The organism is Porphyromonas sp. C0041D3 (assembly GCF_056590575.1).
The window spans coordinates 16,193-41,868 of record NZ_JBWPWJ010000010.1; the positions used below are offsets into that span (position 1 = coordinate 16,193).

Genomic DNA, 25,676 nt, shown 5'->3' on the forward strand with positions numbered 1-25,676 from the left:
GGAGTGCTAATGATGGCACTACAAGTCACAGCGCAGGGGCAACAACTCCAAGTCACCGGTCAAGTGACTGACAATACCGGACTGCCTCTTACCGGCGTCATGGTAAAGGTCAAGAATACCGGTAACGGCACTGCAACCGATCAGGAAGGTCGGTACTCTATCCGTGCTGCCAAGACCGATGTGCTAGTCTTTAGCTTCATCGGTATGGTACCGCAGGAGATAACCGTCGGAAGTAAGACGGTGATCAACGTCAAGCTACTGGACAATGTAGAGCAGCTCAGTGAGCTGGTCGTCGTCGGCTATGGTACTCAGAAGAAGGAGCACCTTACCGGTGCCGTCTCTACGATCTCCAAGTCCGACCTCACTAAGGTCCCGACAAGTAATGTCTCTCAGCTGCTCGTCGGAAGAGCTCCCGGTCTCTCCGGTGTCCAGTCCGGAGGTGCACCAGGAGCTGATGGCACAGAGATCCTGCTCCGTGGCCTCAATACCTATAACGGTAGCTCCTCTCCGCTGATCTTAGTCGATGGTGTGGAGAGAAGGATGAATGAGGTCAATCCTCAGGATATCGAGAGCATCTCCGTGCTTAGGGACGCAGCTGCGGCTGCAGTCTATGGTATGCGTGCAGGTAATGGTGTCATCCTCATCACCACCAAGCGTGGTGCTGAGGGACGACACAATATCAGCTACTCCGGCTCTTACTCTTGGTCACGCCCGACGACTCTTCCTGAGTTTGTCAACGGTCTGGAGTATATGCAGTGGTACAATAAAGCGCTCGAGCTGGATGGCAAGGCTCCCAAGTTCACTGAGGAAGAGATGGCCCTGGTCACCAATGGTGATCCTACCGATGGGTATGAGAATACCGACTGGATCGCTCCTGCACTAAAGGCCACCTCTATGCAGAAGCACACCGTGTCTCTGACGGGAGGCTCCGAGCGCATCAAGTACTACACCAGTGGTGAATTCATGAATCAGAATGGTATCCTCAACACCAACCACTATAGTCAGTACGGTATACGTGCCAATATTGATGCTGTTCCGGTAAAGAATATCACAGTGTCCATCAATCTCGCAGGTAGATACCGCAATAACTTCATCGATGGTATCCTCTCCTGGGGCAATCAGGAGGCGGGCAACGTCTGGGGCTTACTCATGTACGCGAGGCCATTTGTTCCCCGAGAGTATGACGGCCATCCCACGGCTCCTGCTCGACTTCCGATCAATCCCTACTACAGTATCGGGAACTCCGGATCTGCAGAGAATAAAAATTATGCCTTCGAGGGTTCTGGTAAGATCCGCTGGGACATCCCTTACGTAGAGGGTCTCAATGTCTCGATGTTTGCCTCTTGGGATTATAAGGCACTTAATGGCAAGAGCTTTAATTACGCATATGAGGTGATGTGGTACGACTTCGGGAAAAAAGCGTATACCCTTAGAGACGCTACGAATCTGCAGAAGGACGGTAGCCTCTATATGAGCAACACTCAGAATATCGGCTATACCCTCCGACCCGCTATCGAGTACAGCAATACGTTTGATAAGCACCATATTGGTGCCCTCTTCCTCTACGAGCTTAATGGTCTCTACACCAGTAATTTCCAGGCCCGTCGTCGGAGCTACGACCTCTTCGATATCAGAGAGCTAGATTTCGGTAAGATCATTCCCGAGGCAGGTGAGCGCTGGCCTGGAAACGGAGGAAAGAGTGGCAGTATTGCCAATGCCGGGTACGTGGGGCGTGTCAATTATGCCTATGACAAGAAGTACCTCGCAGAGTTTTCATTCCGCTACGATGGGACCTATCTCTTTGCTAAGGACTACCGCTGGGGCTTCTTCCCCTCCGGCTCCCTCGCTTGGGTGATGTCTGAGGAGAGTTTCATCAAGGACCGCACCAATATCGTCGATATGCTTAAGCTTCGTGGAAGTATCGGTCAGCTGGGACGTAATACGGTGGCTCCCTATCTCTTCCTCAAGAGCTACAGTCTCCAGAATAAGAATGTAGCCTTCGGTAAGGACCCGCAGGCACAGAACACCTTGGTCACCTCCTCTGCCGGTATGCCTATCCCCGACCTGACCTGGGAGAAGACGCGGACCTACAACCTCGGCCTTGACCTTACTCTCTGGAGGGGACTCCTGGGTCTTGAGATGGATGTCTTCTATAAGTATACCTATGATATTCTCCAGCCTCTCGGGGGTAATTATCCACCCTCTCTGGGAGGAAACTATCCCACGATCGAGAACTCAGGTACCTTTGACAACCGAGGCTTCGAGCTGGTGCTCTCACATCGCAATACCGTAGGAGATCTGCACTACAATCTCAGTAGTACCATTTCGTACACTCACAACCGCATCCTCAAGAGAGCAGAGCCGGACAATATCCTACCCTGGCAGAGTCAGATAGGGCGCTCGGTAGGTCGAGTGCTTGGACTCAAGGCAGTGGGTCTCTTCCAGACACAGGAGGAGATTGACAACGCACCCAGACATCCCAGCAAGGTCCGGCTGGGAGATATAAGGTACGAGGATATCAATGGTGATGGACGTATCACTGTCGATGATAAGGTGGAGATAGCCTCCTCCAGATTCCCGGAGCTGGTCTATGCAATCAACGGCTCACTCGACTGGAGAGGGATAGACTTCTCTGTAATGTTTCAGGGAGCGGCTCTCTATAGTCAGATGCTTCAGGGTGCCTGGAATAATGGCGTCGAGGATATGACCCCTCTGACGAAACCCTTCTATGGCGGAGGAGATACCCCGCCAAGGTATCTTGTAGAGGGAAGCTGGAGGCCCGATAACACAGGCGGGAAATATCCTCGTCTCTCTATCGTGGGAAATATCAATAACGCTTGGACCTCAGACTACTGGCTGATCAATGGATCCTATCTGAGGCTCAAGAATGTTACCCTTGGCTACACGCTCCCGGAGACACTGACGAGAAAGATGAGTCTGCAGAGCCTCCGAGTCTATGTGGCCGGAGTCAATCTCCTCACCTTCTCCGGCTTTAAGTACGTAGACCCCGAGGCACCCAGTGTCCTCCAGGCCTACTATCCTCAGCAGAAAACAGTCAGCCTGGGACTTGATGTCTCCTTCTGATGAAATCATTTACTAAGAAATACTCAAGGATATGAGACAGATAATAGCTAAGATAGCGGTACTCTGCTTCTCGCTGGGCGCGCTGTCGGCTGCGATGACGGGGTGTAGCGATCCTCTGGAGATAGACCCCAATGATCGGTATAGTGAGCGTACCGCATATGCCAATATGAAGAATCTTGACCTCCACGTCAAGAGTTTCTACGGAGTACTGATGTCACCGCACACGGCTGAGATCAGGAGCAATGGGCGCATGAGTGAGCTCTACACGGATCTGATGAAGCCCACCTTCTATAATCAGACTTTCTCCGAGAATGATAAGATCTTCTATCAACCTCAGAGCTATACACAAGCCTTTGTCCTCGACAACTGGGCTGATATGTATAGTCGGATCAAGAGGATCAACGAATTCCTTGTCGACTGCAATAAGGGTAAGCTCTCTGAGCTTCCCCAAGATGAGGTGGCCATCCGCATAGCTGAGGCACGATTCTGGAGAGCATTTGCTTATCAGGAGTTGATCCAGCGATATGGAGGTGTTGTCCTCCGGATCAGCGAGGAGAAGGTCGATGATCAAAATGACCGCTCTAAGGCCCGCTCATCAGAGAAGGAGTGCTGGGACTTTGTCCTTAGTGAGTACGCCAAGGCAGCGGAGAAGCTACCCGAGGAGTGGCCTGCACTGGACCTGGGTCGAGTTACTAAGGGTGCCGCATGGGCACTCATGTCCCGCGCGGCTCTCTACGCCGGCAGGTGGCAGGAAGCGCTGGATGCGGTGTCTCAGGTAGAGCGCTTGGGTAAGTATGCTCTTCTGGACGACTACAGCAAGGTCTTTACCACGGAGCACAATAAGGAGCTCATCCTTGCCGCCTACTTCGATAAGCCGAGCCTGCAGCACAATTTTGATAATTATTACGGAGCGTCTGCCGACTTCCTCGGTCATGAGACCGGCGTGGTGGCTACCCCGACGGAGGAGTTTGCCGGGAGCTACGAGATCAAGGTGGGCGATGTGTGGAAGCCCTTCAGCTGGGACGAGGTGAGGTCTACCGGGATTGACCCCTGGAAGGATCGAGACCCTCGCTTCTATGCCACTATTCTCTATAATGGAGCCCCATGGAAGCGCCTTGTCGATGTTGCCAATAAGCGATGGGAGCCACGCAATCTAGAGCTTTTTGTAGGTGGTGTAGATGGCTTCCATGAGTATGATACTGCCGATAATACTCGAAGCACGACCACCGGGTATGTGGTGCGCAAGTATCTTCAGTATGACCCCGAGTCAGATCTCGTAAATATCAAGAGTGATCAGTACTGGATCGAGATGCGATTTGCAGAGGTATTGCTCATCAAGTCTGAGGCTCTGGCGCGACTGGGGAAGTACACCGAGGCCTACCAGGAGCTCAATAAGCTGCGCACCACTCGTGCGTCGGTACAGCTGCCGGCGCTTGCTCTCAAGGCCTCCTGGGAGGAGTACCTGGGTGACTTGCAGCTGGAGCGCATCAGGGAGCTTGGTCTGGAGGGACACCGCTTCTGGGACCTCCGTCGATGGGGTATCGCTCAGAGGGTTATGGATGGCATGCAGCGCCATGGAGTCAAGATCACCAAGAGTGACGACCACTTCGTGTACCAGTATATTGCCGTGGATCCTCAACCGCTCATCTTCCCGGAGAGGTATCTGATCAACCCGATCCCGCTTAATGAGTTTAAGAACAACGCGGCTCTTGAGCAGAATGAACAGTGGAAATAACTTCGAAACACGTACAGCTATGAAAGTAAGATATATACTACCTCTCATGGGTGCGCTCCTCGGACTTCTGACGGGCTGTCAGAGTCCGGTCGAGCCCGGCTACACCAAGGAGGCGGACTTGCATACATTGTCGGTAGAGGGGGCTTTTTGCTCCAATAAAGATAAGACCTTCAAGGCTACTATCGATGATGAGGAGGGGCTCATTACTCTTAAGATCCCCTACTATCTCTCCGATATCGACCCGATACAGGGTGACCTGACCCAGATGGTCCTCACTGCGGTGATGCCTGTGGGTGCTACATTTGAGCCCAAACTGGAGGGCGTCCATGACCTCACTAAGGACTTTAGGTCTACCATACACTACGTAGATGGAAGTAGCAAGGAGTATACTTTCCGCGCAGAGTATGTACTGTCCGACCGTTCTGACGTCACCTCGATGAAGCTACTCAACGGAGGTGACAATGCAAAGTTCATCTATATCCTACAGCCGGCGAGTGAGGATGGTACACGCGTCATTAAGGTTGTACAGCTTGGGTATAAGCACCTCCAGATGCTTAAGCATGCCAAGCTGGAGATCGAGACCTCGCCATGGTCGACGCTGAAGCTCCCTGCTGAGGGGGCAGAGATGGACTTGACAGACGAGAATACCTCTTTCACAGTAGTTTCCCAGAGTGGGAAAGAGACTAAGTATAGCTTTAAGATCGTAGATCCCAACTACGCACCGCTTGGTAAGCCGGGCGTGATCTCCCCACTCTTCGGAGTCAAGGTGATTAAGGATGGTGATCACGGCTGGGTCGATGCTCAAAATCGCTCTATGGCTGTGATCGGAGACGAGCTGATCATCGCCAATCTTAAGGGTTCACTCCTTCGCCACAATCGCTTCACAGGCAAGGCTACCGGTAAGACCGTCAATCGTGATCCCATCGTTGGTGATATCCATGGTATCGCTCACGATGAGGCAGGTCACCTGGTGGCTACCACGATCTCCTCGATCGAGAATAAGTGGGTTCCCAATCACACGCTCGAAGTATGGGTCTGGAAGGATGGGATCGATGGTGCTCCGACCAAGATCTTCACGCAGGATCTTCAGCACGATCCGATGTTTATGGGCAAGAATAAGAATGCCAATACCGGCCGTACTATGGGCATTGCCGGCAATGTCCTTAGTGGCAAGGCACGCATTGGATTTGTCTTCAATGGCCTCAATGAGTTCTTCGTACTTTCTCTTAAGGATGGTGAGGTCGTTAAGCACAGCGGACTTATTGCTCCCAAGAGTGTGATAGCCCTTACCAATGCCTCCAAGTGTGTCCCCACCGGTGTAGAGGACAGCGATCCTGTCGTGATCGGTGCTCTCGTGGACCGTGGTATGGTCAAGGTGGGTATGGATGGTGAGACCCATTACTTCGGCCCCGGTAAGAATTGGTTTACGGTCAATGGGAATACCAAGGGCTTCGGCTATACTCACTTCAATGGTATGGAGCTGGTCGCTATCGGCAATGGTGAAGTACCCACCTGGAGCGCTGCTATCGACTGGAGGAATCGTCTCATCGTGGCTGATATCAAGAGTGGTGCCCCGGCATCTCTCACTGATGGTGAGATCCTCGACTCGTACAATAAGAAGTACGATCCCTCCGCCAGCGGAGACCTCTCAAAGCCTAATGAAGTAGACTATGGTCGACTCTACGGTTGGCTCAATGAGCGCGTGGGGACAAATCCCAATAAGGTGGGGGATGCCTGCTTCTACGTCAGCCCCGATGGGACTACGGTCCATGTCTATCTTATGGTGACTGATATGGGATTCATGGGCTGGGAGATCACGAAGTACTCCATCTAAGGCAGATCTCCCCTCAAGCAACTATTACCACTCAATTATCGAACCCTAACAATGAATTCTTCAACACAAGAATATCTACACAACTTAATCACTCAGTGCAGAGAGGAGTTGCAGGAGAGTATCCTCCCCTTCTGGCTCGAGCATGGTCTCGACCGGAAGTATGGTGGTATGCTCACTTGTGTCGATCGTGACGGGACGCTGATGGACGGGACCAAGTCGGTCTGGTTTCAGGGCCGTGCAGCCTACATCCTCTCCTACGTCTACAATCACGTCGACCCACGTCCTGAGTACCTTGCGGCAGCAAAGAGCATCCTTGACTTCGCAGAGCAACACTGCGTTGACCCGGAGGATGGTCGTTGGTACTTCGAGGTGACTCGGGAGGGACTCCCTCTCCGTAAGCGTCGCTACGTCTTCTCTGAGACCTTCGGCATCATCGCTATGGCGGAGTACGCGCTGGCATCGGGGGATAGGAGCTATGCCGACAAGGCTCTCCGGCTCTTCCGCCAGGTGCAGGAGTGGCTGGAGACACCCGGTGCACTGCCACCGAAGTACCTCCCCACTCAGCCCGCCATAGGGCACAGCATCCTGATGATCCTGATGAATACCGCTGCGGTGCTTCGTCAGGTGGTCGATGATCCGATCCTGGAGCGACAGGTGGAGAAATCGTATGAGGCGATCCGCCACAAGCTATGGCACCCGGAGTACCACATCATCCTCGAGAGTGTCACCCCTGAGGGCGACCTTATCGACACCCTTGGGGGGCGGACGATCAACCCGGGGCACTGCATAGAGACCTCTTGGTTCCTTATGGAGGTGGGGCACGCCTTCCCCTCCCTCCCGATCTCGGATGAGATGCGCACCTTTGGCCTTGACGTGCTGGATGGCGCCTGGGAGTGGGGCTGGGACGAGCCCTATGGCGGTGTAATCAACTTCCGCGACTGCAAGGGCTTCCCGAGCCAGGACTACAGCCAGGATATGAAGTTTTGGTGGCCCCAGACTGAGGCAGCCATTGCGCACCTCTACGCCTACAAAGAGACCGGTCGGGAGGAGTACCTCGAGAGTCATAAGAAGGCACTCGACTGGGCATGGACCCACCTCCGTGACGCTGAGTACCCCGAGTGGTATGGCTACCTCCACAGAGATGGCACGGTGGCTCAGCCGGCTAAGGGTAACCTCTTTAAGGGTCCTTTCCACATCCCCCGTATGCTGACTAAGCTGATCATTCTCTCCCAGGAACTCCTCGGAGAGTAGGCACCTGAATTTATTTCAGAGGGCTGCATTACTGATATCACAGTGATGCAGCCCTCTGTATTTGTCATCTACTGTACTGAAAGGTAGGTCCCTTCTGATCCTCACCTGAGATAACTACATAGGTATCGAAGCGTTGCTCTCCCTCGTAGAGGACAATGATCCTGCCGCCACGGGAGAGCCCTTCATAGGCATCAATGCCACTGACTCTTCCGTATCCAAGAGCAAGCCCCTTGTAGAGCCCGATCGCATCATTGGAGTGATCGTGCCCGCAGAAGGCTCCCATAACCCCTCTCATCTCCAGCATGGTGCTGAAGAGTCCGCTATTGATCGCCGGAGAGTTGACTCGCCACCGCATCTCACCGACTACCTCCTTATTGTCTGAGAGCGCGCTATACTCCGGTATGGGGATGTGGAAGAAGAGTAGGGTGGGAAGGGTATCATCTCCTATCTCCTTCTGTGTTTCTGTATGTACCCTCCTTAGCCATTCTATCTGGTCAAAGTGAATGATGTCGTAGTGGCTCAGAGACTGATCGTGGTGGTACTGATTGGAGTCGATGAGGTAGAGGAGTGCTTTAGTAGTGCTTTCTTTGGACCCTATGAGCCTAAGCTGCTGATTGCCTCTCCCGCTGATCTCTACAGGACCTCTCTGACTCAGGCAGTAGGGCGTCCCCTCCAGAAGCGTATAAATGGAGTCCTTGGCAATCGTCTCTGCATCGTGATTGCCGAGCAAGACGACATAGGGCTGTCGCTCCTCTGTGAAAAATCGTATGATACTCCGCCACCCCTCTGCTGCCGGTGCCCGAGTCACCACATCACCTGTCAATACGACTAAGTCAGGCTGCTCTCTCGTGATAATCTCTCGGAGTATTGTCAGAGTCTGATCCTTACCCGGTGAGCCGGGATCTAAGTGCAAGTCGGTAAATTGTGCAATCTTGAAGGTCCCGTCCTCGTGAAAGCGGAGCGTGTCAGTCTGTGCATAAAGGTAGGGTGGCCGGAGGGCTATAAGTAGGAGCAGTGTGAGCAGTAATCTACGCATGTCTGAGGGTATTGATTGTGAATAGTGGATGGCTGTATCTCCGCCCGCCAAGATAGCTAATGATACGCTTATCATACACCTCTTTGATACTCTCGGGAAGAGGGGGATCAGGTGTCGAAGAGTGTGGGGCGGCAGGGGGCGAAGGTGCGTCGGTGGTGTGGCGTGAGGCCGTGCGATTGGATGGCGGCGAGATGGGCTGCCGTGCCATAGCCGGCGTTTCGCTCCCAGTGGTACTCGGGGTACTTCTCGGCAAGATGAGCCATCAGATGGTCGCGGTAGACCTTTGCCACAATGGAGGCGGCAGCTATGGAGGCGACCCTGCCGTCACCCCCTACGATCGTCTCGTAGGGGATCTCGAGGTGGCTACGGAAGCGGTTGCCATCGATGAGGAGGTACTCCGGGCGGGGCTCCAGCCCCTCGATGGCTCGCTCCATGGCGAGGAAGGTGGCTCCGAGGATATTCAGCCGGTCTATCTCCTCGACGGTGGCGCTGCCGACGGAGACGGCGATCGCTTTCTCCCTTATGGTGAGGTCGTAGTCCTCGCGACGATGGGTTGTGAGTTGCTTGGAGTCGGTCAGTCCGGGGAGGTCAAAGTCCTCCGGGAGGATCACAGCAGCGGCCACTACAGGTCCGGCAAGGCAGCCGCGACCTACCTCGTCGATGCCCGCTTCAAGGCGGACGGACTGCAGTCGGGCGGGGAGGTGGAGGGGACCCTTTGTCATCTATCCGGGAGTGGTTCGCCCGAGTCGGGATCGCAGAGCTCCGGTCGGCGCTGCATGAAGTCCCTCGTGTGGCGGTAGGGGTGGGCGGGCTCCATGTGGACTACCACGTGTGTCCGTACACCGAAGTGGTCCAGGAGCACCTGCTCAGTCTCGCTTGCGATGTCGTGTGCCTCGTAGAGGGTGAGGAGTCCGTCGGCTCGTATGTCCAGTTCGATAGAAAGCGTCTCAGACCCGATCATACGCGCCATGATGTGGTGGGGCGAGGTGGCACCCGGGACGGTGCTGACGACGCTTCGGATCTCCTCCACTGTCTCAGCGTCTACGGTGCTGTCGGTGAGCTTGAGGATGGCAGGGCGGTAGACGCATATACCGGAGCGGATGATGAGTCCACCGACGATGATGGCGGCGAGTGGCTCAAAGAGTGTCCCCTCCCCCGGGATCAGCCGAGCGCCCAGCACGCCTATCACCACGGCTGAGGCGGAGAAGACGTCCGAGATGTGGTCCATCGCCTGAGCGTGGAGTGCGTCGGAGTGGGTCTCCTTTGCCTTTTGCTCAGTGTAGTAGTAGGTCATGAGCTTCATCACGACCGTGCCGACGGCCACCCACAGGGCGATCACCTCAGGCTCCTTGGGGAGCACTCCTTCGCGGAAGAAGGCATAGAAGGTGCGGCAGGAGCCAAAGACGATCAGCACTCCCGTCACCAGCATCGACAGGGCGATCAGGAGCGAGCCGACGATCTCGTACTTGCCGTGGCCGTAGATGTGCTCGTCATCCTCCTTAGGCTTCGCTGAGATGTGGAGGAAGATGTAGGTGATGATATTGGCACAGATGTCGAGGAGCGAATTGATCGCATCGGCAATCAGTGCAGCCGAGTGACCGGTGATACCGGCGAAGAGCTTTATCGGTGGCAGGAGAAAATTGACGAGTGAGGAGAAGGCGTAGGCTCGCTTTTTCTCCCGTTCGTTGGCCTCGATCTCTTGCTCGGTCACCGCTCGATCGTGGGGAGGGACTACTTCTCTCTCTTCACGCATACGATCTGATTTTCATAGGAGAGCTTGACGAGGGCGTACTTATTGGTCCCCACTTGTGGCTCAATGTCCTTGTAATAGATGGGTATCTTGGCGAGGTCCTGCTCGAGCGTCTCCAGCCCATGGAGCTCAAAGACCACGGTCCCGACTCTTGGGTAGAGGTGTATCTTGCTCTCTGAGATGATCTCGATGTAGCTGAAGAAGTGACTCCACTCGCTGTGGTCGTAGAGGTACTGCGCCAGCGGGTAGAGGACGTAGTGGATCGTGCCGTCGGTCATCGTGCCCTCTGCAAGGGGGACGTAGGCAGCGGAGCCTTGTCTCTGAGGGACGGAGATCCCCTCATCATCGAGGTACCAGGAGGTACCGTTGCGGAAGTACCGGATGATCGGCGTGCGCTCGTGGACGACGACGTGGAGCCGCTTTGTCGAGGGGGAGATGAAGGCGGTGGCGCTGCGGATGTAGGTGGAGGCGTCCACCAGATCTCTCTCGATGCGGTCGGGGTCCACACCGCGTGAGACGCTGTCCTTGAGGTCGATCGGGAGTACCGCTGCCACCTCTCGCTCCCTGAGGAAGCGCCCCTTCCCTGTGTCCACGATACGGATCACCGTGCGGGAGGGGTGGATCGCGTAGGAGACGTGGCGCCGCGCAATGACAAAAGAGCAGCCGAGCAGCACCACCAATAGTGCCATCAGCGTGCAGCCGAGGATCCGGCGGACTTTCTCTTTCCTTGTGCGGCGTATCATAGGCGTGTGGCTTACTGCTCTGATCTCCTGAGGTGGTCGATCACCTTTGGGATCTCAAACTCTATGTCCCCTGCACCCATCATCACCAGCACGTCGAAGGTGTGGTGCTCCAGCTCCTCCGGCAGTGCCTCGAGGGGTACTACCCTCTTGTGCGAGGAGGTGATCCGCTCAAGGAGTGCCTCCGAGGTGACGCCGGGGATCGGCTCCTCGCGGGCGGGATAGATCGGGGCCAGGATGACATCGTCCACCGTGGAGAGCGCCTTGCCAAAGTCCTCCATAAAGTCCCTTGTGCGGCTGTATAGGTGGGGCTGGAAGACGAGCGTGATGCGCTTCCCCGGGTAGAGCTCTCGTATCGAGAGGAGTGACCGGCGGACCTCACCCGGGTGGTGCGCGTACTCATCGATCACCACGGGACCATCGGTACATATGCGGGTCCGCTCAAAGCGGCGGTGGATCCCGCGGTAGTCGGCAAGGGCGGGGCGGATCTCCTCCTCCGTCAGCCCCACGCGGAGCGCCATGGCGATGGCAGCGGTAGCGTTGAGGACATTGATCCGTATCGGTGTGCCCAGCTCGAGATGGCGGAGGACACCATCAGGGGTGTGTAGGTCAAAAAAGAGGTGCTCCCCCTCGTAGCTCACCCGGTCGTAGTGGTAGTCGCACTGCTCCGAGGCGCCATAGCGGTAGAGCCGGGTCCCCTTGGGAAGCGACTCCGGGTGGATCTCAGCAGACTCCTCAGCGATCACGAAGCCTCCGGGGCGCAGTAGCCCGACAAAGGTGCCAAAGGCTGCCACATACTCTGCCGCAGTGCCGTAGATATCGAGGTGGTCCGCCTCCGTCGCGGTGACGATCGCCGCATAGGGGGTCAGGCGGTGGAAGGAGCGGTCAAACTCGTCCGCCTCCACCACCACGTAGTCACTCTCCTCATCGAGAAGGAGATTATTTGAGTCGTAATTGAGCATCAGACCACCGATAAAGGCATTGACACCCAAGTGGGAGCGTCGCATCAGGTGGGCGAGGAGGGAGGAGGTGGTGGTCTTGCCGTGCGACCCGGCGACGCAGAGGGCCTTGTGCCTCCGAGTCACCTGCCCGAGGAGCTCAGCCCGCTTGATCTGCGGTACGTCGTGCTCCCGGTAGTAGGTCCGCAGTCCATTGTCCTCATGGATGGCGGGCGTGTAGACGACTGTCAGGCCTGGCTGATCCGCGCGGAAGGGCTCAGGCAGCAGCGTCGGATCGTCATCGTAGAGGATCTCCGCCCCGAGCTCCTCCAAGCGATCGGAGACCGGCTTCCGCACGTGATCGTACCCCCCTACGGTGTAGCCGTAGTAGAGGAAGTACTCGGCGAGGGCACTCATGCCGATGCCACCGATACCGATGAAGAAGATGGCTCTTGATGAGGGATTAGGGTCGGGCATAGCGCTGGATCTCATCGACAATTCGTTGTGTGGCATCGGGTAGCCCGAGCTCCTTGGCAGCCGTCGCCATACGCTCGCACTGCTCCGGATGGCTCAGCATATCGAGTGCCGTCGGGACCAGGTCGGTACCGGCCTTGCTGTCAGGCACCATCAGGGCAGCCCCGCGGTCGACGAGGGACTGCGCATTGTGCGTCTGGTGGTCCTCGGCGACGTTGGGTGACGGGACGAGTATCGCCGGCAGTCCGAGGGCAGTCAGCTCAGAGATCGTGCCGGCACCGGCTCGTGAGATGACGAGGTCAGCGATGGCGTAGGCGTGGTCCATCTCGCTGATGAAGGGCATCAGGTGGATCGAGTCGAAGTCTCTCACCTGACGCTCCAGCCCACCGTAGTAGCTCTCGCCACACTGCCAGATCACCTGCAGGTCCTCCCGGTAGGCAAGCTGAGAGATCGACTCAAGGATGCTCTTATTGATCGTCCCGGCACCGAGGCTCCCACCGAGGATCAGGAGGGTCCTCTTGTCGGGCGAGAGGTCAAAGGTGGCATATGCAGCTCGGCTCTTCCGCTCCGTCTCCAGCAGGCTGTGGCGGATCGGATTGCCTGTCAGGACGAGCTCGGGGGTGTCGGGGAAGAAACGGCGCATATGGGGGTAGGCGGTGCAGACGCACTTCGCTTTTTTTGCCACCAGCTTATTGGCCTTGCCGGCATAAGAATTTTGCTCCTGCACCACTACCGGTATCCCGAAGTGATTGGCAGCGATCAGCGTCGGCGCACTGGCGTACCCGCCCACACCGACGACGACCTGGGGGTCAAAGTGGTGGACAAAGTCCTGCGCCTGCTTCGTGCTCTTGTAGAGCTGGGTGGTGAAGGGGATCAGCGAGAAAAGTCTCTTGAGCCCTCCTCCGCTGGAGAGACCGCGGACTGGTAGGAGGTGGATCGGGTAACCTGCTGCCGGCACCCGCTTCGCCTCTGCGCGCCCCTCCGCACCGACAAACTGGATGTCGCACTTCGGGAAGCGGCGGCGGATCTCATCCGCTATGGAGAGCGCCGGGAAGATATGCCCACCGGTGCCACCGCCACTGATGATGACCCGATACAATTCTGTAGATGCTGTTTCTTTATCCATAAAAGCAAGACTATTCTGCCCCTCCGGACTTGGACTCCTCGTGGAGCTGCTCCTTCTGGTGCTTGGTTAGTTCGTCAGTGAGCTGTATCTCCTCCTCCAGCTCCGGCACCTCCTCCAGGTCGATGATCCGGTCGGGATGTCCCGATACCGCAGCGTCCTGGTAGAGTCGTCGCTTATTGATGTCGTGTGCGATGCTCTGCACGATGGCGAAGTAGATCGCCGTGATGATATACGAGGAGCCACCCTTGGAGATAAAGGGCAGCGTCTGTCCCGTCACCGGTAGCAGGTTGGCCGCCACCGCCATATTCATCATCGCCTGTGTGGTGACGAGTATCCCCACGCCCATCAGGACGAGGGTCCGGTACATGCTTCGGGAGCGACTGGCGAGCATCCCGCAGCGGAAGAAGAATACGAGGTAGAGGATCAGCAGCCCGGCAGAGCCAATGATGCCGTACTCCTCCACCACCACATTGTACACATAGTCGGAGAAGGCCTGTGGGAGGAACTGCCGCAGCTCGCTCTGCCCCGGACCCTTGCCGATGACGTTGCTATTGGCGATCGCCTTCTGGGCCGCCACCACCTGGTAGTCGCTGCCCATGATGTCGTCGTAGGTCTCCTCATTGATCGGCTTTCCCCACTTCTCAAAGAATCCTGTGAGGCGACTGTACCCGGTCGAGGTACGACCGATGTCGACGACCGACCCCTTGGGCGCCACCATCACGACCAGCACCACCAGGGCGATGACTGAGCCGGCTCCGAGGGTGAGCCAGCGCATACTCTTCCGGTGCGCCCCGCCAACCCACATCATCAGGTAGACGATCAGTGCGAGGAAGACCGCCGTCGAGATATTCTCCATAAAGATCAGGAGGCAGGTGATCCCGGTGGCGATGATGATGGTCCAGAATACCCGCAGCGACGAGTGGGTGTCATCGCTCCCGCGGAGGAGGCTGGCGGTGAAGTTGATCAGCGTCAGTCGTGTCAGCTCCGAGGGCTGGAAGGTGAGGAAGAAGATCTTCAGCCACCGCTTCCCGCCATTGATCTCTATGCCGATGAAGGGCACCAGCATCAGCAAGATGAGGGAGAAGACGAAGGCTATCGTCGATGATCGCAGGTAGTATGAGCTCGGGACGTGCGACCCGAGGACGATGATGCCGAGGGCGCAGACCACCAGGATCAGGTGCTTCAGGATCTGCCCAAAGAAGTTTTGCCCGCTATTCTCAGCCCGAAACGCCTCCTGGCTCACGGCGGAGAAGACGACGATGATGCTGATCAGCATCAGGGCAAAGGTCACGATCCAGATCCCCTTGTCGCCGACAAAGAGGTTGGACAGCCTGTCCCACCGAGCCCAGCGGACTCTCTTGGCGGCCACCGGCTCGTCGCTCTCAGGTACGATGAATGGTCTCTCCTCAGCCATAGCTCACTTGCTTTTCTCCTGATCCTCGAGGCTCTCCTCAAGGGACTTACGCCGGTGTGCCCGGTACATCATCACCCCGAGTACGATCACCACCACGGCGATGATGATACGCCCGATCTCCGTGCTATAGCGGGAGACCATAGGGCTGAGCTGATCCATCGGCACGACGTGCTCGAGATACCACCCGATGGCGATCAGCACAGTATTCCAGAGACCCGCCGCTAGCGCGGTGTAGAGGTAAAAGGGTGCCAGCGGCATCCGCGACAGCCCTGCCGGTAGCGAGATCAGCTGCCGGATCCCCGGGATCAGCCGACCGGTGAAGGTCGCCACCTTGCCGTGCCGGACGAAATACTCCTCCGCGTGGCGTACCCCCTCCGTGCTGAGGAGGAAGAATGCCCCCACGCGGCTCCCGGCAAAAGCATAGACGACCGGGCGCCCGAGCCAGCGAGCGAGGAAGTAATTCACCGACGCCCCGATGAGCGCTCCGAGGGTCCCGAAGAAGAAGATCCCCACCACGCTCATCTCCCCCGTGCTCGCCGCCAGATAGGCTGCCGGTGGGATCACGATCTCACTCGGGAAGGGGATGAAGGAGCTCTCTATCGCCATCAGAAGTGTGATGGTGAGGTAATTGAGATGCTCCAGGCACCAAGCTATGAAGGGGATGCTCTCCATCTGTTGCTATCCGAGCTGATCTGTCGGCAGAGGCTCCACCGACAAGGTGACAAAGTATGATCGCTGCTCACCGGTGAAGCGGTCACGCTTCCGGAAGACAAAGCCCCGGAGAGTGCAGCTGTCGCCCTCCGACAGCTCGATGGGCGCTAAGCTCTGGGAGAAAGTCCCCGTGACCCCTTCGTCCGTCTCTATCGTCACGCGGGACTCCTCCGTAGAGATCACCCGTGCGGGGACGAGGGGGAAGTCCGCCAGCGCCTCTTCCGGGTCGATGCGATGCGGAGCGAGCAGGAGCGCCCGCTGCTGGGCGGGACGCTTAGGTGTAGGCTTACGGATCGTGTCGTAGAGGAGGATAAAATTGACGAAGTCCCCGATCATAAAGTCCTCCTCCTCTCCCGGCAGATAGTGGTGCTTGCTCTCCGAGTCGATGAGGTGGAAGGCGTGCATCCCCTGGCTGTAGCCGGTGATGTAGGCGACCCTGAGGGGGAAGAGATCGCGAGGGTCCGCCTCCGAGGGCTCCATATGTACCACGATAGCGTGGCTGTCCTCCGGCTCGATAAACTTCACGTCGAAGAGCTTCCCTCTCAGGTCTCCCTCAGGCAGCCCCATCTCTGTGGGGTTGGTGAGCAGGACTCGTCCCTCGGGGCTGCTGAGCTTCAGCATCGGCACCACCTGCCGCATCGGCTCCTTGAGGCGCAGGGCGATCACGTCCATCACGATCATCGGGGTGGCAGCGAGAGACCGGTACACATACGCCTCAGCCGGCTGTGCATCGAGGATGTAGTGTGCCTTATTCTCCTTATCCTCCTCCGTCCCCTCAGGGATCATCTCCTGCATCTTCTCGTAGCTCTGCGGTAGCTTCCGTCCCCTCTCTCCGGCGATCTGTGCGATGATCCGCAGCTCCCGGAGGGCCTTGCCGTAGTCGCCACGGTCGATCAGTAGCTTAGCGTAGTGGAGCCGCACGGTGAGGAGATAGGGCTCGTAGTCGTCTGTCTCCTCTTTCAGTGCCTTGGCGAGGGCTGCCGACTCCAGCGCCGGGTCATCAGAGAGGAGCGAGGCGAGCTCGCCCCAGATGCGAGGCTCGGAGTAGATCATAAGCACCCGCTGATACTCCTCGAGTGCGGTCGCCCGCTCCCCCTCGAGGAGGTGCAGTCTCGCCTGAGTCAGCTTGACGAGACGGTCGTCCGGGTAGAGGCTCTCCAGTCCTGTGAAGAGCTCGTAGATCATCTCCGGCACCTTGGTTTCCCGCCGGTCCATCAGCTCCTCTATAGCAACCGTGAGGGCGCGGTCTACGAGGGAGGGCGTCTCCGGTCCGCGATCCTTACGCCCCTTGCCACTGCCACGCTGCCAGTCCTCCGGGCGGAGAGACTTGGCGGGATCCCACTTGGTGAGGAAGTCGGTAAAGTCGAGGCGCTCCCTGAAGAGGCTCTTCACGCGCAATACTTGGTCGAGCACACGGGAGTTGAGCGCTGACGGACGCTCTATCTCGAGGCTGAGATAGATCCGCAGCGCTTGGCGTACCTCCTCGATCGTGATAAACTTATTACGTGACTCAAAGAAGTCGCTCACCACCTGGGCAACCCGTGGATGGAGTGCCTTGTGTAGCCCCTCCTTGGAGTTGTGCCAGCTAAGGACTTTGTCAAAGGTCTGCCTGACCTGATCCCGCCTGTGGTAGGGGTTTTTCTCCGTCTGATAGCCGGTAAGTAGCTCATTCAGCTCCCCGAAGTGTGGCACCACGCTCTGACGTAGCGAGGCGAGGGACTCCTCTGCCATCGGCGCGGTAGCCCCCATGCCCTCGATAAGCGTCTCCATCTCCGCCACCATCTCAGCAGCGGTATCTATCTCACCACCCTCAATGACACCGGTGGCGACGTCCTTCAGCACCCAGAAGAGTGCCGACGAGGACCACTGATTGGGGGACTCCTTGTAGTCTTCCCGGGCAAGCTTCACAGCGCTCTCCAGATCGCCCTCTTGGCGGAGGGCCATTACCTCTTTATATCCCATACTCTCATACTCTATCACTCTTACTCTCATCCCCACGGGCGGGGGCTCGATGCTGTATCATAGCTCAGCCATAGGGTCTCCCTCACACGGCCACATCATGAGACCGATGGGGGGCATGGCACACGCTCTCTCCCACTTGCGGGAGCTGGTGCGTCGAGCCTCAGATCATCACCGAAGCGAGGGAGAGCCACTTTTCCCAAAGGGGCTCCCTCCGCTACTTCTCTCAGGGTCCGACAGGTGGCTCTCAGTCGCTCACCGGACCTCCGGATCGATGGCTCTCTCTCAGAAGGGCAGGTCGTCTACGCCGCCACCATTGCCACCATCGCCCTGCTGGGGACCATAGGGCTGCTGCTGGCTACCATAGCCGGGCATACCCTGAGGAGCAGCCTGACCGCCGTAGCCGGGCATCCCCTGGGGGGCCTGAGGCTGGGGACCGAAGTTGCCCATCGGCTGACCGTAGGGGGTACCCGTCTGAGCACCGGCCATCTGTCCGGCGTCGATCTTCACGATGTTGCGGACGCGGATGTCGGTGTACCACCGGTCGTTAAACTCGCGACTGTTGACGTAGAAGAAGACCTGCACGGTATCGCCCTGCTTCAGATTGTACCCCTTCACTCTGTCCTCACCGAAGACGGAGAAGTGGACCTTTGTCGGATACTCCTCCTGAGTCTCCACGATATACTCTTGGACAAAGAAGTCCTTGCCTGTGTTTCTGCTTGTTCCCTTGCGAGGTTCCAGGATCTTGATGATGGTTCCGGTCAGTTGTCCTTCGTTCATTTTCTTGCTTGTTATATACGGTTGTATTGTATGTTGGTATCTATTACTTGTGTGGCTCAGCCTCTGTAGGGAGGGAAGCCGACGATGCTGCGGACCTCCCTCAGCGTCGCCTCCGCACTCTCGCGGGCGCGCTCGGCGCCTGCGGTAGCCACCTTCTCGAGGTAGGTGCGGTTGCTGCTGTACTCCTCGATCCGCTCGCGGATCGGTGCGATGAAGGCATTGAGATCCTCGGCGATCTGCTTCTTTAGGTCGCCATAGCGGATTGAGCAGTCGTCCCACGCCGCGCGGTAGAAGTCATTTGTCTCCTTGTCCGACACGATCTCGAGGAAGGTAAAGAGGTTTTGGATCACCTCCGGCTTCTCGCTATGAGGCGCCTGGGGACCGGCGTCGGTCACCGCTTTCATCACCTTCTTGCGGATCGTCTTCTCGTCATCGCGGAGGTAGAGGGCGTTGCCCTCGCTCTTGCCCATCTTGCCCGAGCCATCGAGACCGGGGATCTTCACCGCGTTGTCCCCATTGCTGGAGAGTGACTTGGGGAGGGGGAAGAAGTCTACCCCGTAGGTGCTATTGAAGCGCTTGGCATAGATGCGCGCCATCTCCATATTCTGCTCCTGGTCCTTGCCCACCGGCACGCCCCACGCCCGGTGCTGCAGGATGTCTGCAGCCATCAGCGTCGGGTAGGTGAGCAGTCCGGCATTGACATTATCGGGCTGCAGGCGGACCTTGTCCTTAAAGGTCGTCGTCCGCTCCAGCTCGCCCATATAGGCGATCATATTTAGGTAGAGGTAGAGCTCCAGCGTCTGATGGACGTCGCTCTGCATGTAGATGGTGCACTTCTCCGGGTCGAGGCCGCAAGCGAGATACTCCGCCAGGATGGTATAGTCATTGGCGATGATGTCCTTAGGGTGGGGTGCTGTCGTGAGAGAGTGCCAGTCAGCGATAAAGAAGTAGCACTTCTCCTCATTCTGTAGCTTGAGAAAATTGATGACAGCCCCGAAGTAATTCCCCACATGGAGGTTTCCGGTAGGACGTATGCCGCTTACGATGGTATGCATAGATCTTATTATTAGAGTATTAATCAGTCGTCGTCAGGTCGTTGTGCTACCGGGATGATCCAGACCCGACCGATGTGGGACAAAGGTACTAAAAAAGAGATACAGATCTCACCCCTCCTCGCCCCACTTCCCTGACCCCATGACCCGTCCTAAATAGCCCTTGACCGCTTGTATTTAACACTTAGGGCGTGTAACATTAACGCTCGTTATGTTAATGGGGTGAGGAAATTCGCTACCTTTGGAGCGATATGAAGAAGTCTACCCTTTGGCTCATCGTGGTGGTGATGGTCGTCGCCTTTGTTGGCCTGCTGTTTATGCAGGTCAAGTACATCGATGCGACCTATCAGGCGAGGAGGTTTCAGTTTGACAGCTCAGTCAGGCAGGCGCTCTTTGAGACCAATCACGACCTGGAGCGGGATGAGATGATCGACATCATCCGGGTCGATCTCGGTCTGCCGGGCTATGTGGTCCGGGACTTCCTGATCCGCCCGACGGAGGGGAGCAAGTCGCCCTTTGACCTCGGCACAGCGGGGCAGGGGCTACCGGACTACAAGCTGGAGCAGCTCCCGCAGCCACCCAAGAAGTCGTACGACTTCGTCACGCCCAGTGATCGCTTCCGTGAGGCGGAGCGGATGCTGCGGAGCCACTTTGCGGAGCCGGATAGCGTCACGCAGAGGATCCTCCTGCAGGTGGCGCTGGAGGGGCTGCGTAAGGCGCAGTACCGACCGATCTACGACCGCATCGATGGACAGCACCTCGAGGAGTACCTCCTGGAGTCGCTCGACAAGTATGGGATCACCATCCCCTTCCGCTACGAGGTGGTGGACAGCCGGGGCACGATCTCTTTCTCCAATGGCAGCCTCCCTGTCGATCAGCCCGATAAGATCTACACCCAGGCGCTGCTGACCAATGACCCGCCCTCGCGCCTCCACTACCTGAGGGTATACTTCCCCGGGCAGGCGCGCTTCATCTCATCGACCATCGGCTTCCTGATCCCGTCCGTGATCTTCAGCATCCTGGTGCTCGCCACATTCATCTACACCATCATCACCCTCTTTAGGCAAAAGAAGATCGATGAGATGCGGATCGACTTTGTCAATAATATGACCCACGAGCTCAAGACGCCGGTCAGCACGATACGTCTCGGCGTCGAGATGCTCTCCGACCCCGACATTGGGTCGCAGTCCGATCGCCGGGCGCGCATACTGGAGTCGATCAATGCCGAGGCCTACCGCCTCACGCTGCTGATCGAGCAGGTGCTGCAGATGTCCTTCTTCGACAGCCACGACTCCCGCCTCCGGCTGCGGATGACAGAGCTCGATATGGAGGAGATCATCATCGACGCCACCTCGACCTACTCGCTCAAGGTGGAGGAGGCGGGTGGCAGCCTCGACCTCGACCTCGAGGCGACCCGCACCGAGGTGCTGGGCGACAAGCTGCAGCTGACGAATATCATCTTTAATCTCCTCGACAATGCCATGAAATATCGCCGTCCCGATGTGCCACCGCACATCACGGTACATACGGCGAGCAACGACCGCAACCTGACCATCCGCGTGGAGGACAATGGCTGCGGCATCAAGCGCGAGTATCTCAAGAAGATATTCGACCGGTTTTTCCGTGTCCCGTCGGGCAATAGGCACGACGTCAAGGGCTTTGGCCTCGGCCTCCCTTACGTCGCGCTGACGGTGAAGTCGCACGGCGGACACATACATGCAGAGAGCGATCTCGGGGTGGGCACCACCTTCATCATCACTCTGCCGCTGCTGACCGGTAAGAGTAAGAGTAATAATGTAAGAGTAAATAAGTAAGAAACGATCATGGAAAACTCAGTAAAAGTATTCCTCTGTGAGGATGATGAGAGCCTCGGTCCACTGCTGGCCGACTACCTGACAGAGAAGGGTTACGATACCGACCTCTTCAAGGATGGAGAGGCAGGGCTACAGGGATTTGAGGAGCGCCCGCGCTACTGGGACATCTGCGTCCTGGACGTGATGATGCCCAAGAAGGACGGCTTCGAGCTGGCCAAGGACATCCGCGCACTCAATCCTGAGACCCCGATCATCTTCCTCACCGCCAAGACGCTGAGCGAAGATGTGCAGGAGGGCTTCAGCCTCGGGGCAGATGACTACCTCAAGAAGCCCTTCAACACCTCTGAGCTGACGATGCGCATTGATGCGGTGCTGCGTCGCGTGCAGGGGAAGAAGCCCGATGACGTCGCCTTCTACCGCATCGGAGACTATGTCTTCGACACGCAGCACCAGTCCCTCCAGTACAAGGACGAGGAGCCGGTGAGCCTGACGACCAAGGAGACGGAGCTGCTGGCGCTCTTCTGCGCCAATGCCAATAGCACCGTCGACCGCTCCTTTGCCCTCAAGACGATCTGGGGCGAGGACACTTACTTCAACGCCCGCTCCATGGACGTCTACATCACCAAGCTGCGGAAGCACCTCGCCCAGGATCCCGGCATCGAGATCCAGAATAAGCACGGCAAGGGCCACCGCCTCATCACTCCGGGAGCCAACTCGGAGCCCGATGAGTCCAATACTAAAGTGATCTGATCCCTACCGATGGCCAAGACATCCACATCCAAGAAGGGGCAGGGAAAGACCCCCTTCCGCAAGAGCGTCAATATCCGCAATAAGCGGGCGACGTATGACTACGAAGTGCTGGAGAGACTTACCGCGGGCATCGTCCTTACCGGTAATGAGATCAAGTCGATCCGCATGGGTCGCGCCTCTCTCGGTCAGAGCTTCTGCTATGTCGATCGCGGAGAGGTGTGGGTCAAGAATATGTACATCGGCACCTATGCCTTTGGCTCCTGGACCCAGGAGGGCTCGCGACGTGACCGGAAGCTGCTGCTCAATAAGCGGGAGATCCGTCACCTCACCGAGGCACAGCACGACCCCGGCTTCACGATCGTGCCGCTCCGGCTCTTCATCAATGGCAAGGGACTGGCGAAGCTGGAGATCGCCATCGCTAAGGGTAAGAAGGAGTACGATAAGCGCAATGCCATCCGCGACCGCGAGATGAAGCGGGAGCTGGACCGCGCCCGCCGGACGCCCTATTGACTTAGGCGTCTCCGGAGAGGGGGCTACAGCTTTTGTCGGGGTATTGGTCGCACGCCACGGTGACCGGTACCCCGACACTGCCAAGTAGCGTGATACCCCCGGGAGTGCCGGGAAACTTGTAGAAGACCTTTGCAAAATGGTCTTTCGCCGAAAAAGCACCGCTTTTTCGGCAGGGACTTTGCAGAACACTCCAGATGCAAGGAACTGAGAGTGAGGGCGAAGGGAGTGTGCTTACGCACATGACCAAGCCCGAATCTCGAAAGTGACGCCGCAGATGGGGTATTATGCAAAGGTCTCTGTAGATTTGTGGAGCCGATGGGAGCTGGTCCCATCGGAGCATAAGAGAGACTTACATACAGATGAGCAAGTATATACGATATATTCTCTTTGCCGTCGCGCTACTTACCGGCGGGGCTATGGTCTGCGCCCAGGAGCCGGTGGCGGAGCAGATCTCCCTCGAGGAGGTTCGCTCGGCGGCGGAGAGCCACTTCCCTCTCCTCCGACAGCGGGAGGTGATGGATAGGGTGGTCCGGGAGAGCAGCCGGGCGATGAAGTACGTCTACATCCCCCAGATCAGCCTCACCGGCGGTGTCAATTACATCTCCGATATGCCCAACCCCACGAAGCAAGACCTGATCAAGGGCGAGAAGCTCCAGGTGGCTGTCCCCTCCTTCCTCAAGGAGATGGGCATTCCCCAGGAGACGTGGGACGGGATGATGGACGAGACAATGGCGAGCATCGCCTCGCAGATCAAGATCCCCACGATCCCCAAGATGCAGTGGGGCATCGGTGTCTCCATTGCTCAGCTCCTCTGGGATGGTGGCAATGCCGCTGCCTCGGGGCGGGTGCTGAGAGCCACGCAGGCTCAGCGTGATGCCCGGACGGAGGAGGCGCTGAGGGAGGTGCGTAAGTCGGTGACAGAGATCTACTTCGGTCTCCTCAAGGTGGACGGACAGGCCGCCCTCCAGTCGACGCTCATCGAGGAGCTGCGCCGTCAGGCGGAGCGGGTGGATGCGGCGATAGCGAGCGATGTGGCTACCCGCGCCGATGCGGAGGAGATCCGTGTGGAGCTGCTACGGGCGGCTCAGGATCGTGCTGCGCTGCAGGAGAGTCGTCGGGCGCTGATGGAGGCGCTGACGATCTACACCGGTCTCTCCCTCGGTGAGGAGACGGTGGTGACACTGCCCCCGACACCGGTCGAGCCGGTGACTAACGCCGGCGGTCGGGTCGCTCCGCTACGTCCTGAGCACCGGTACTACGATGCGCTGACGGCGGAGGCAGAGGCGACTTACGACAGCTACCTCGCCGGGCTGGTGCCGCAGGTGATGCTGACCGCCACGGCGATGTACTCCAATCCGTACCCCAATATCTTTAAGCCCGGGGCACACCCCTTCGGCATGGTGGGGCTGAGCTTCCAGTGGACCTTTGGTCAGCTCTATGGTCTCGGTGCGCAGCGCACCCGACTCCGGGGGATGACGGAGATGGCGGAGATGCAGCGGCAGACCTTTGAGCAAAAGACCTCTGCCGAGCTGGCACAGGCGCGCCACAGCGTGCAGCAGAGTGCCGAGCAGATGCGGCTCGATGAGGAGATCGTCGCGCTCCGCAAGAGTATCAGCGACCGCTCCACCGTGCAGGTGGAGGAGGGCGTGATGACCCGGCGGGATGCGCTCCAGCTCCTGACGAAGTATAGTGCTGCCAAGCAGACGGCCGACCTCCACCGCATAGAGTACCTCGAGGCACTCTACCGGCTGGCGGAGATCGAGAGATAAGTAGATAAGATAGTGATGATGATGAAAAAAGAGATACGATACAGCTCCCTCACGCTCACGCTCCTCCTGCTCCTCTGTGTGAGCTGCGGTCGAGAGGATAAGAGCGTCCTCGGGACCGGGAGCTTTGAGGCGACGGAGGTCCTCGTCTCCGGCGAGGTGAGCGGTAAGCTGATCCGCTGGGACGTAGCCGAGGGCGACCGGCTCGAGGAGGGTGCCGAGGTGGGGCTCGTGGACACCATCCAGCTGGCGCTGAAGCGTGAGGCTCTCCGCCACTCCGGTGCGGGTGTGGCGGTCTCCTCGCCCGATGTGGCGACCCAGATCGCCCCCCTGGAGGCCAAGCTGAGTGATCTGCGTTCTCAGCGGGAGCGCGTCAAGCGGCTCCTCGATGCCGATGTGGCGACGAAGAAGCAGCTCGATGACCTCGATGCCGGCATAGCCCAGCTCGAGGGGCAGATCGAGGCGACCAAGGCGACGCTCTCCAATAGTCGCGGACAGGTGTCGGCTCAGCGGTCTGCCATCGACGTGCAGGTGGAGCAGGTGAGCGACATGATCCGCCGTTCGGTGATCACAGCGCCCATCACCGGCACCGTGATAGCCAATTACGTCCACCGGGGCGAGCTCGCTGCAGCGGGACATCCGCTCTTCCGCATCGCCAATATGGACGAGATGATCCTCCGGGCCTACATCACCGGTGAGGACCTCGGACTGATCCGTGTGGGGGACAGCGTCCAGGTGCGTGTGGATGGTGCCACGGGAGAGGGCGGCAGCCGCATGTACGACGGCACGATCAGCTGGATCTCGCCTAAGGCAGAGTTTACCCCCAAGTCGGTGCAGACACGAGACGACCGTGCGGGGCTGGTCTACGCTGTCAAGGTACGTGTGCCCAATGAGGACGGGTACCTCAAGATCAGTATGTACGGCGAGCTGCTCCGACCCACAGCAGAGTGAG

General features: G+C 57.9%; 20 protein-coding genes. 9 read left to right on the top strand and 11 right to left on the bottom strand.

Annotation, left to right across the window (positions count from 1 at the left end):
* The first annotated feature begins 9 nt into the window (after window positions 1-9).
* From AC1EKE_RS07270 to AC1EKE_RS07285, 4 genes are read left to right on the top strand one after another with little or no spacing between them, the layout of a single operon-like run.
* Window positions 10-3,084 carry a SusC/RagA family TonB-linked outer membrane protein gene (locus AC1EKE_RS07270; protein ID WP_480308860.1) on the top strand — a complete coding sequence of 1,025 codons (3,075 nt, stop codon included), beginning with the start codon at window positions 10-12 and terminating at the stop codon, window positions 3,082-3,084.
* A gap of 31 nt (window positions 3,085-3,115) precedes the next feature.
* On the top strand, window positions 3,116-4,819 hold the full coding sequence (locus tag AC1EKE_RS07275; RefSeq protein WP_297128705.1) for a RagB/SusD family nutrient uptake outer membrane protein: 1,704 nt from the start codon (window positions 3,116-3,118) through the stop codon (window positions 4,817-4,819).
* Between the two features lie 19 nt (window positions 4,820-4,838).
* Window positions 4,839-6,653 (top strand): DUF5018 domain-containing protein, encoded by a 1,815-nt coding sequence (locus AC1EKE_RS07280; RefSeq protein WP_297128708.1) that lies wholly within the window; start codon window positions 4,839-4,841, stop codon window positions 6,651-6,653.
* A gap of 51 nt (window positions 6,654-6,704) precedes the next feature.
* Entirely contained in the window at window positions 6,705-7,904 is a 1,200-nt protein-coding gene (locus tag AC1EKE_RS07285) for an AGE family epimerase/isomerase (protein ID WP_297128711.1), read from the top strand.
* 64 nt (window positions 7,905-7,968) lie between these two features.
* On the opposite strand, the gene AC1EKE_RS07290 is transcribed toward AC1EKE_RS07285, so the two are convergent.
* The 11 genes from AC1EKE_RS07290 to trpS form a co-directional block, all read right to left on the bottom strand.
* A complete protein-coding gene (locus AC1EKE_RS07290) occupies window positions 7,969-8,940 on the bottom strand; it encodes a metallophosphoesterase family protein (RefSeq protein WP_297128714.1) in 972 nt (323 codons plus the stop codon).
* A gap of 107 nt (window positions 8,941-9,047) precedes the next feature.
* Complete coding sequence (locus AC1EKE_RS07295; protein WP_297128717.1) at window positions 9,048-9,662, bottom strand: ribonuclease HII; 615 nt, start codon at window positions 9,660-9,662, stop codon at window positions 9,048-9,050.
* Entirely contained in the window at window positions 9,659-10,693 is a 1,035-nt protein-coding gene (locus AC1EKE_RS07300; RefSeq protein WP_297128720.1) for a cation diffusion facilitator family transporter, read from the bottom strand. Before AC1EKE_RS07300 ends, AC1EKE_RS07295 begins: the two co-directional genes overlap by 4 nt.
* Window positions 10,672-11,433 carry a cell division protein FtsQ/DivIB gene (locus AC1EKE_RS07305; protein ID WP_297128723.1) on the bottom strand — a complete coding sequence of 254 codons (762 nt, stop codon included), beginning with the start codon at window positions 11,431-11,433 and terminating at the stop codon, window positions 10,672-10,674. Before AC1EKE_RS07305 ends, AC1EKE_RS07300 begins: the two co-directional genes overlap by 22 nt.
* 11 nt (window positions 11,434-11,444) lie before the next feature.
* Window positions 11,445-12,860 carry a UDP-N-acetylmuramate--L-alanine ligase gene (gene murC / locus AC1EKE_RS07310; RefSeq protein ID WP_480308861.1) on the bottom strand — a complete coding sequence of 472 codons (1,416 nt, stop codon included), beginning with the start codon at window positions 12,858-12,860 and terminating at the stop codon, window positions 11,445-11,447.
* A complete protein-coding gene (gene murG / locus AC1EKE_RS07315) occupies window positions 12,832-13,968 on the bottom strand; it encodes an undecaprenyldiphospho-muramoylpentapeptide beta-N-acetylglucosaminyltransferase (RefSeq protein WP_296158554.1) in 1,137 nt (378 codons plus the stop codon). Before murG ends, murC begins: the two co-directional genes overlap by 29 nt.
* Before the next feature lie 10 nt (window positions 13,969-13,978).
* Complete coding sequence (locus tag AC1EKE_RS07320; RefSeq protein WP_480308862.1) at window positions 13,979-15,382, bottom strand: FtsW/RodA/SpoVE family cell cycle protein; 1,404 nt, start codon at window positions 15,380-15,382, stop codon at window positions 13,979-13,981.
* Window positions 15,383-15,385: 3 nt separating this feature from the next.
* Entirely contained in the window at window positions 15,386-16,054 is a 669-nt protein-coding gene (locus AC1EKE_RS07325) for a DedA family protein (RefSeq protein ID WP_480308863.1), read from the bottom strand.
* A gap of 6 nt (window positions 16,055-16,060) precedes the next feature.
* Window positions 16,061-18,055: a tetratricopeptide repeat protein gene (locus AC1EKE_RS07330; RefSeq protein ID WP_480308864.1), complete on the bottom strand. Its 1,995-nt coding sequence runs from the start codon at window positions 18,053-18,055 to the stop codon at window positions 16,061-16,063.
* Window positions 18,056-18,337: 282 nt separating this feature from the next.
* Window positions 18,338-18,832: a DUF3127 domain-containing protein gene (locus AC1EKE_RS07335; protein ID WP_480308865.1), complete on the bottom strand. Its 495-nt coding sequence runs from the start codon at window positions 18,830-18,832 to the stop codon at window positions 18,338-18,340.
* 56 nt (window positions 18,833-18,888) lie between these two features.
* Window positions 18,889-19,887: a tryptophan--tRNA ligase gene (trpS, locus tag AC1EKE_RS07340; RefSeq protein ID WP_480308866.1), complete on the bottom strand. Its 999-nt coding sequence runs from the start codon at window positions 19,885-19,887 to the stop codon at window positions 18,889-18,891.
* 248 nt (window positions 19,888-20,135) lie between these two features.
* On the opposite strand from trpS, the gene AC1EKE_RS07345 reads away from it, so the two are divergent.
* The 5 genes from AC1EKE_RS07345 (at window position 20,136) to AC1EKE_RS07365 (ending at window position 25,675) form a co-directional block, all read left to right on the top strand.
* Window positions 20,136-21,698, top strand: coding sequence for a sensor histidine kinase (locus tag AC1EKE_RS07345; RefSeq protein ID WP_480308867.1), 1,563 nt, complete (start codon window positions 20,136-20,138; stop codon window positions 21,696-21,698).
* A 9-nt stretch (window positions 21,699-21,707) separates the two neighbouring features.
* Window positions 21,708-22,448 carry a response regulator transcription factor RprY gene (rprY, locus tag AC1EKE_RS07350; protein WP_070464831.1) on the top strand — a complete coding sequence of 247 codons (741 nt, stop codon included), beginning with the start codon at window positions 21,708-21,710 and terminating at the stop codon, window positions 22,446-22,448.
* Window positions 22,449-22,457: 9 nt separating this feature from the next.
* A complete protein-coding gene (smpB, locus tag AC1EKE_RS07355; protein WP_018106577.1) occupies window positions 22,458-22,958 on the top strand; it encodes an SsrA-binding protein SmpB in 501 nt (166 codons plus the stop codon).
* 359 nt (window positions 22,959-23,317) lie between these two features.
* Window positions 23,318-24,727: a TolC family protein gene (locus AC1EKE_RS07360; RefSeq protein ID WP_480308868.1), complete on the top strand. Its 1,410-nt coding sequence runs from the start codon at window positions 23,318-23,320 to the stop codon at window positions 24,725-24,727.
* A 21-nt stretch (window positions 24,728-24,748) separates the two neighbouring features.
* Window positions 24,749-25,675 (top strand): HlyD family secretion protein, encoded by a 927-nt coding sequence (locus AC1EKE_RS07365; protein ID WP_480308869.1) that lies wholly within the window; start codon window positions 24,749-24,751, stop codon window positions 25,673-25,675.
* Window position 25,676: the final 1 nt, after the last annotated feature.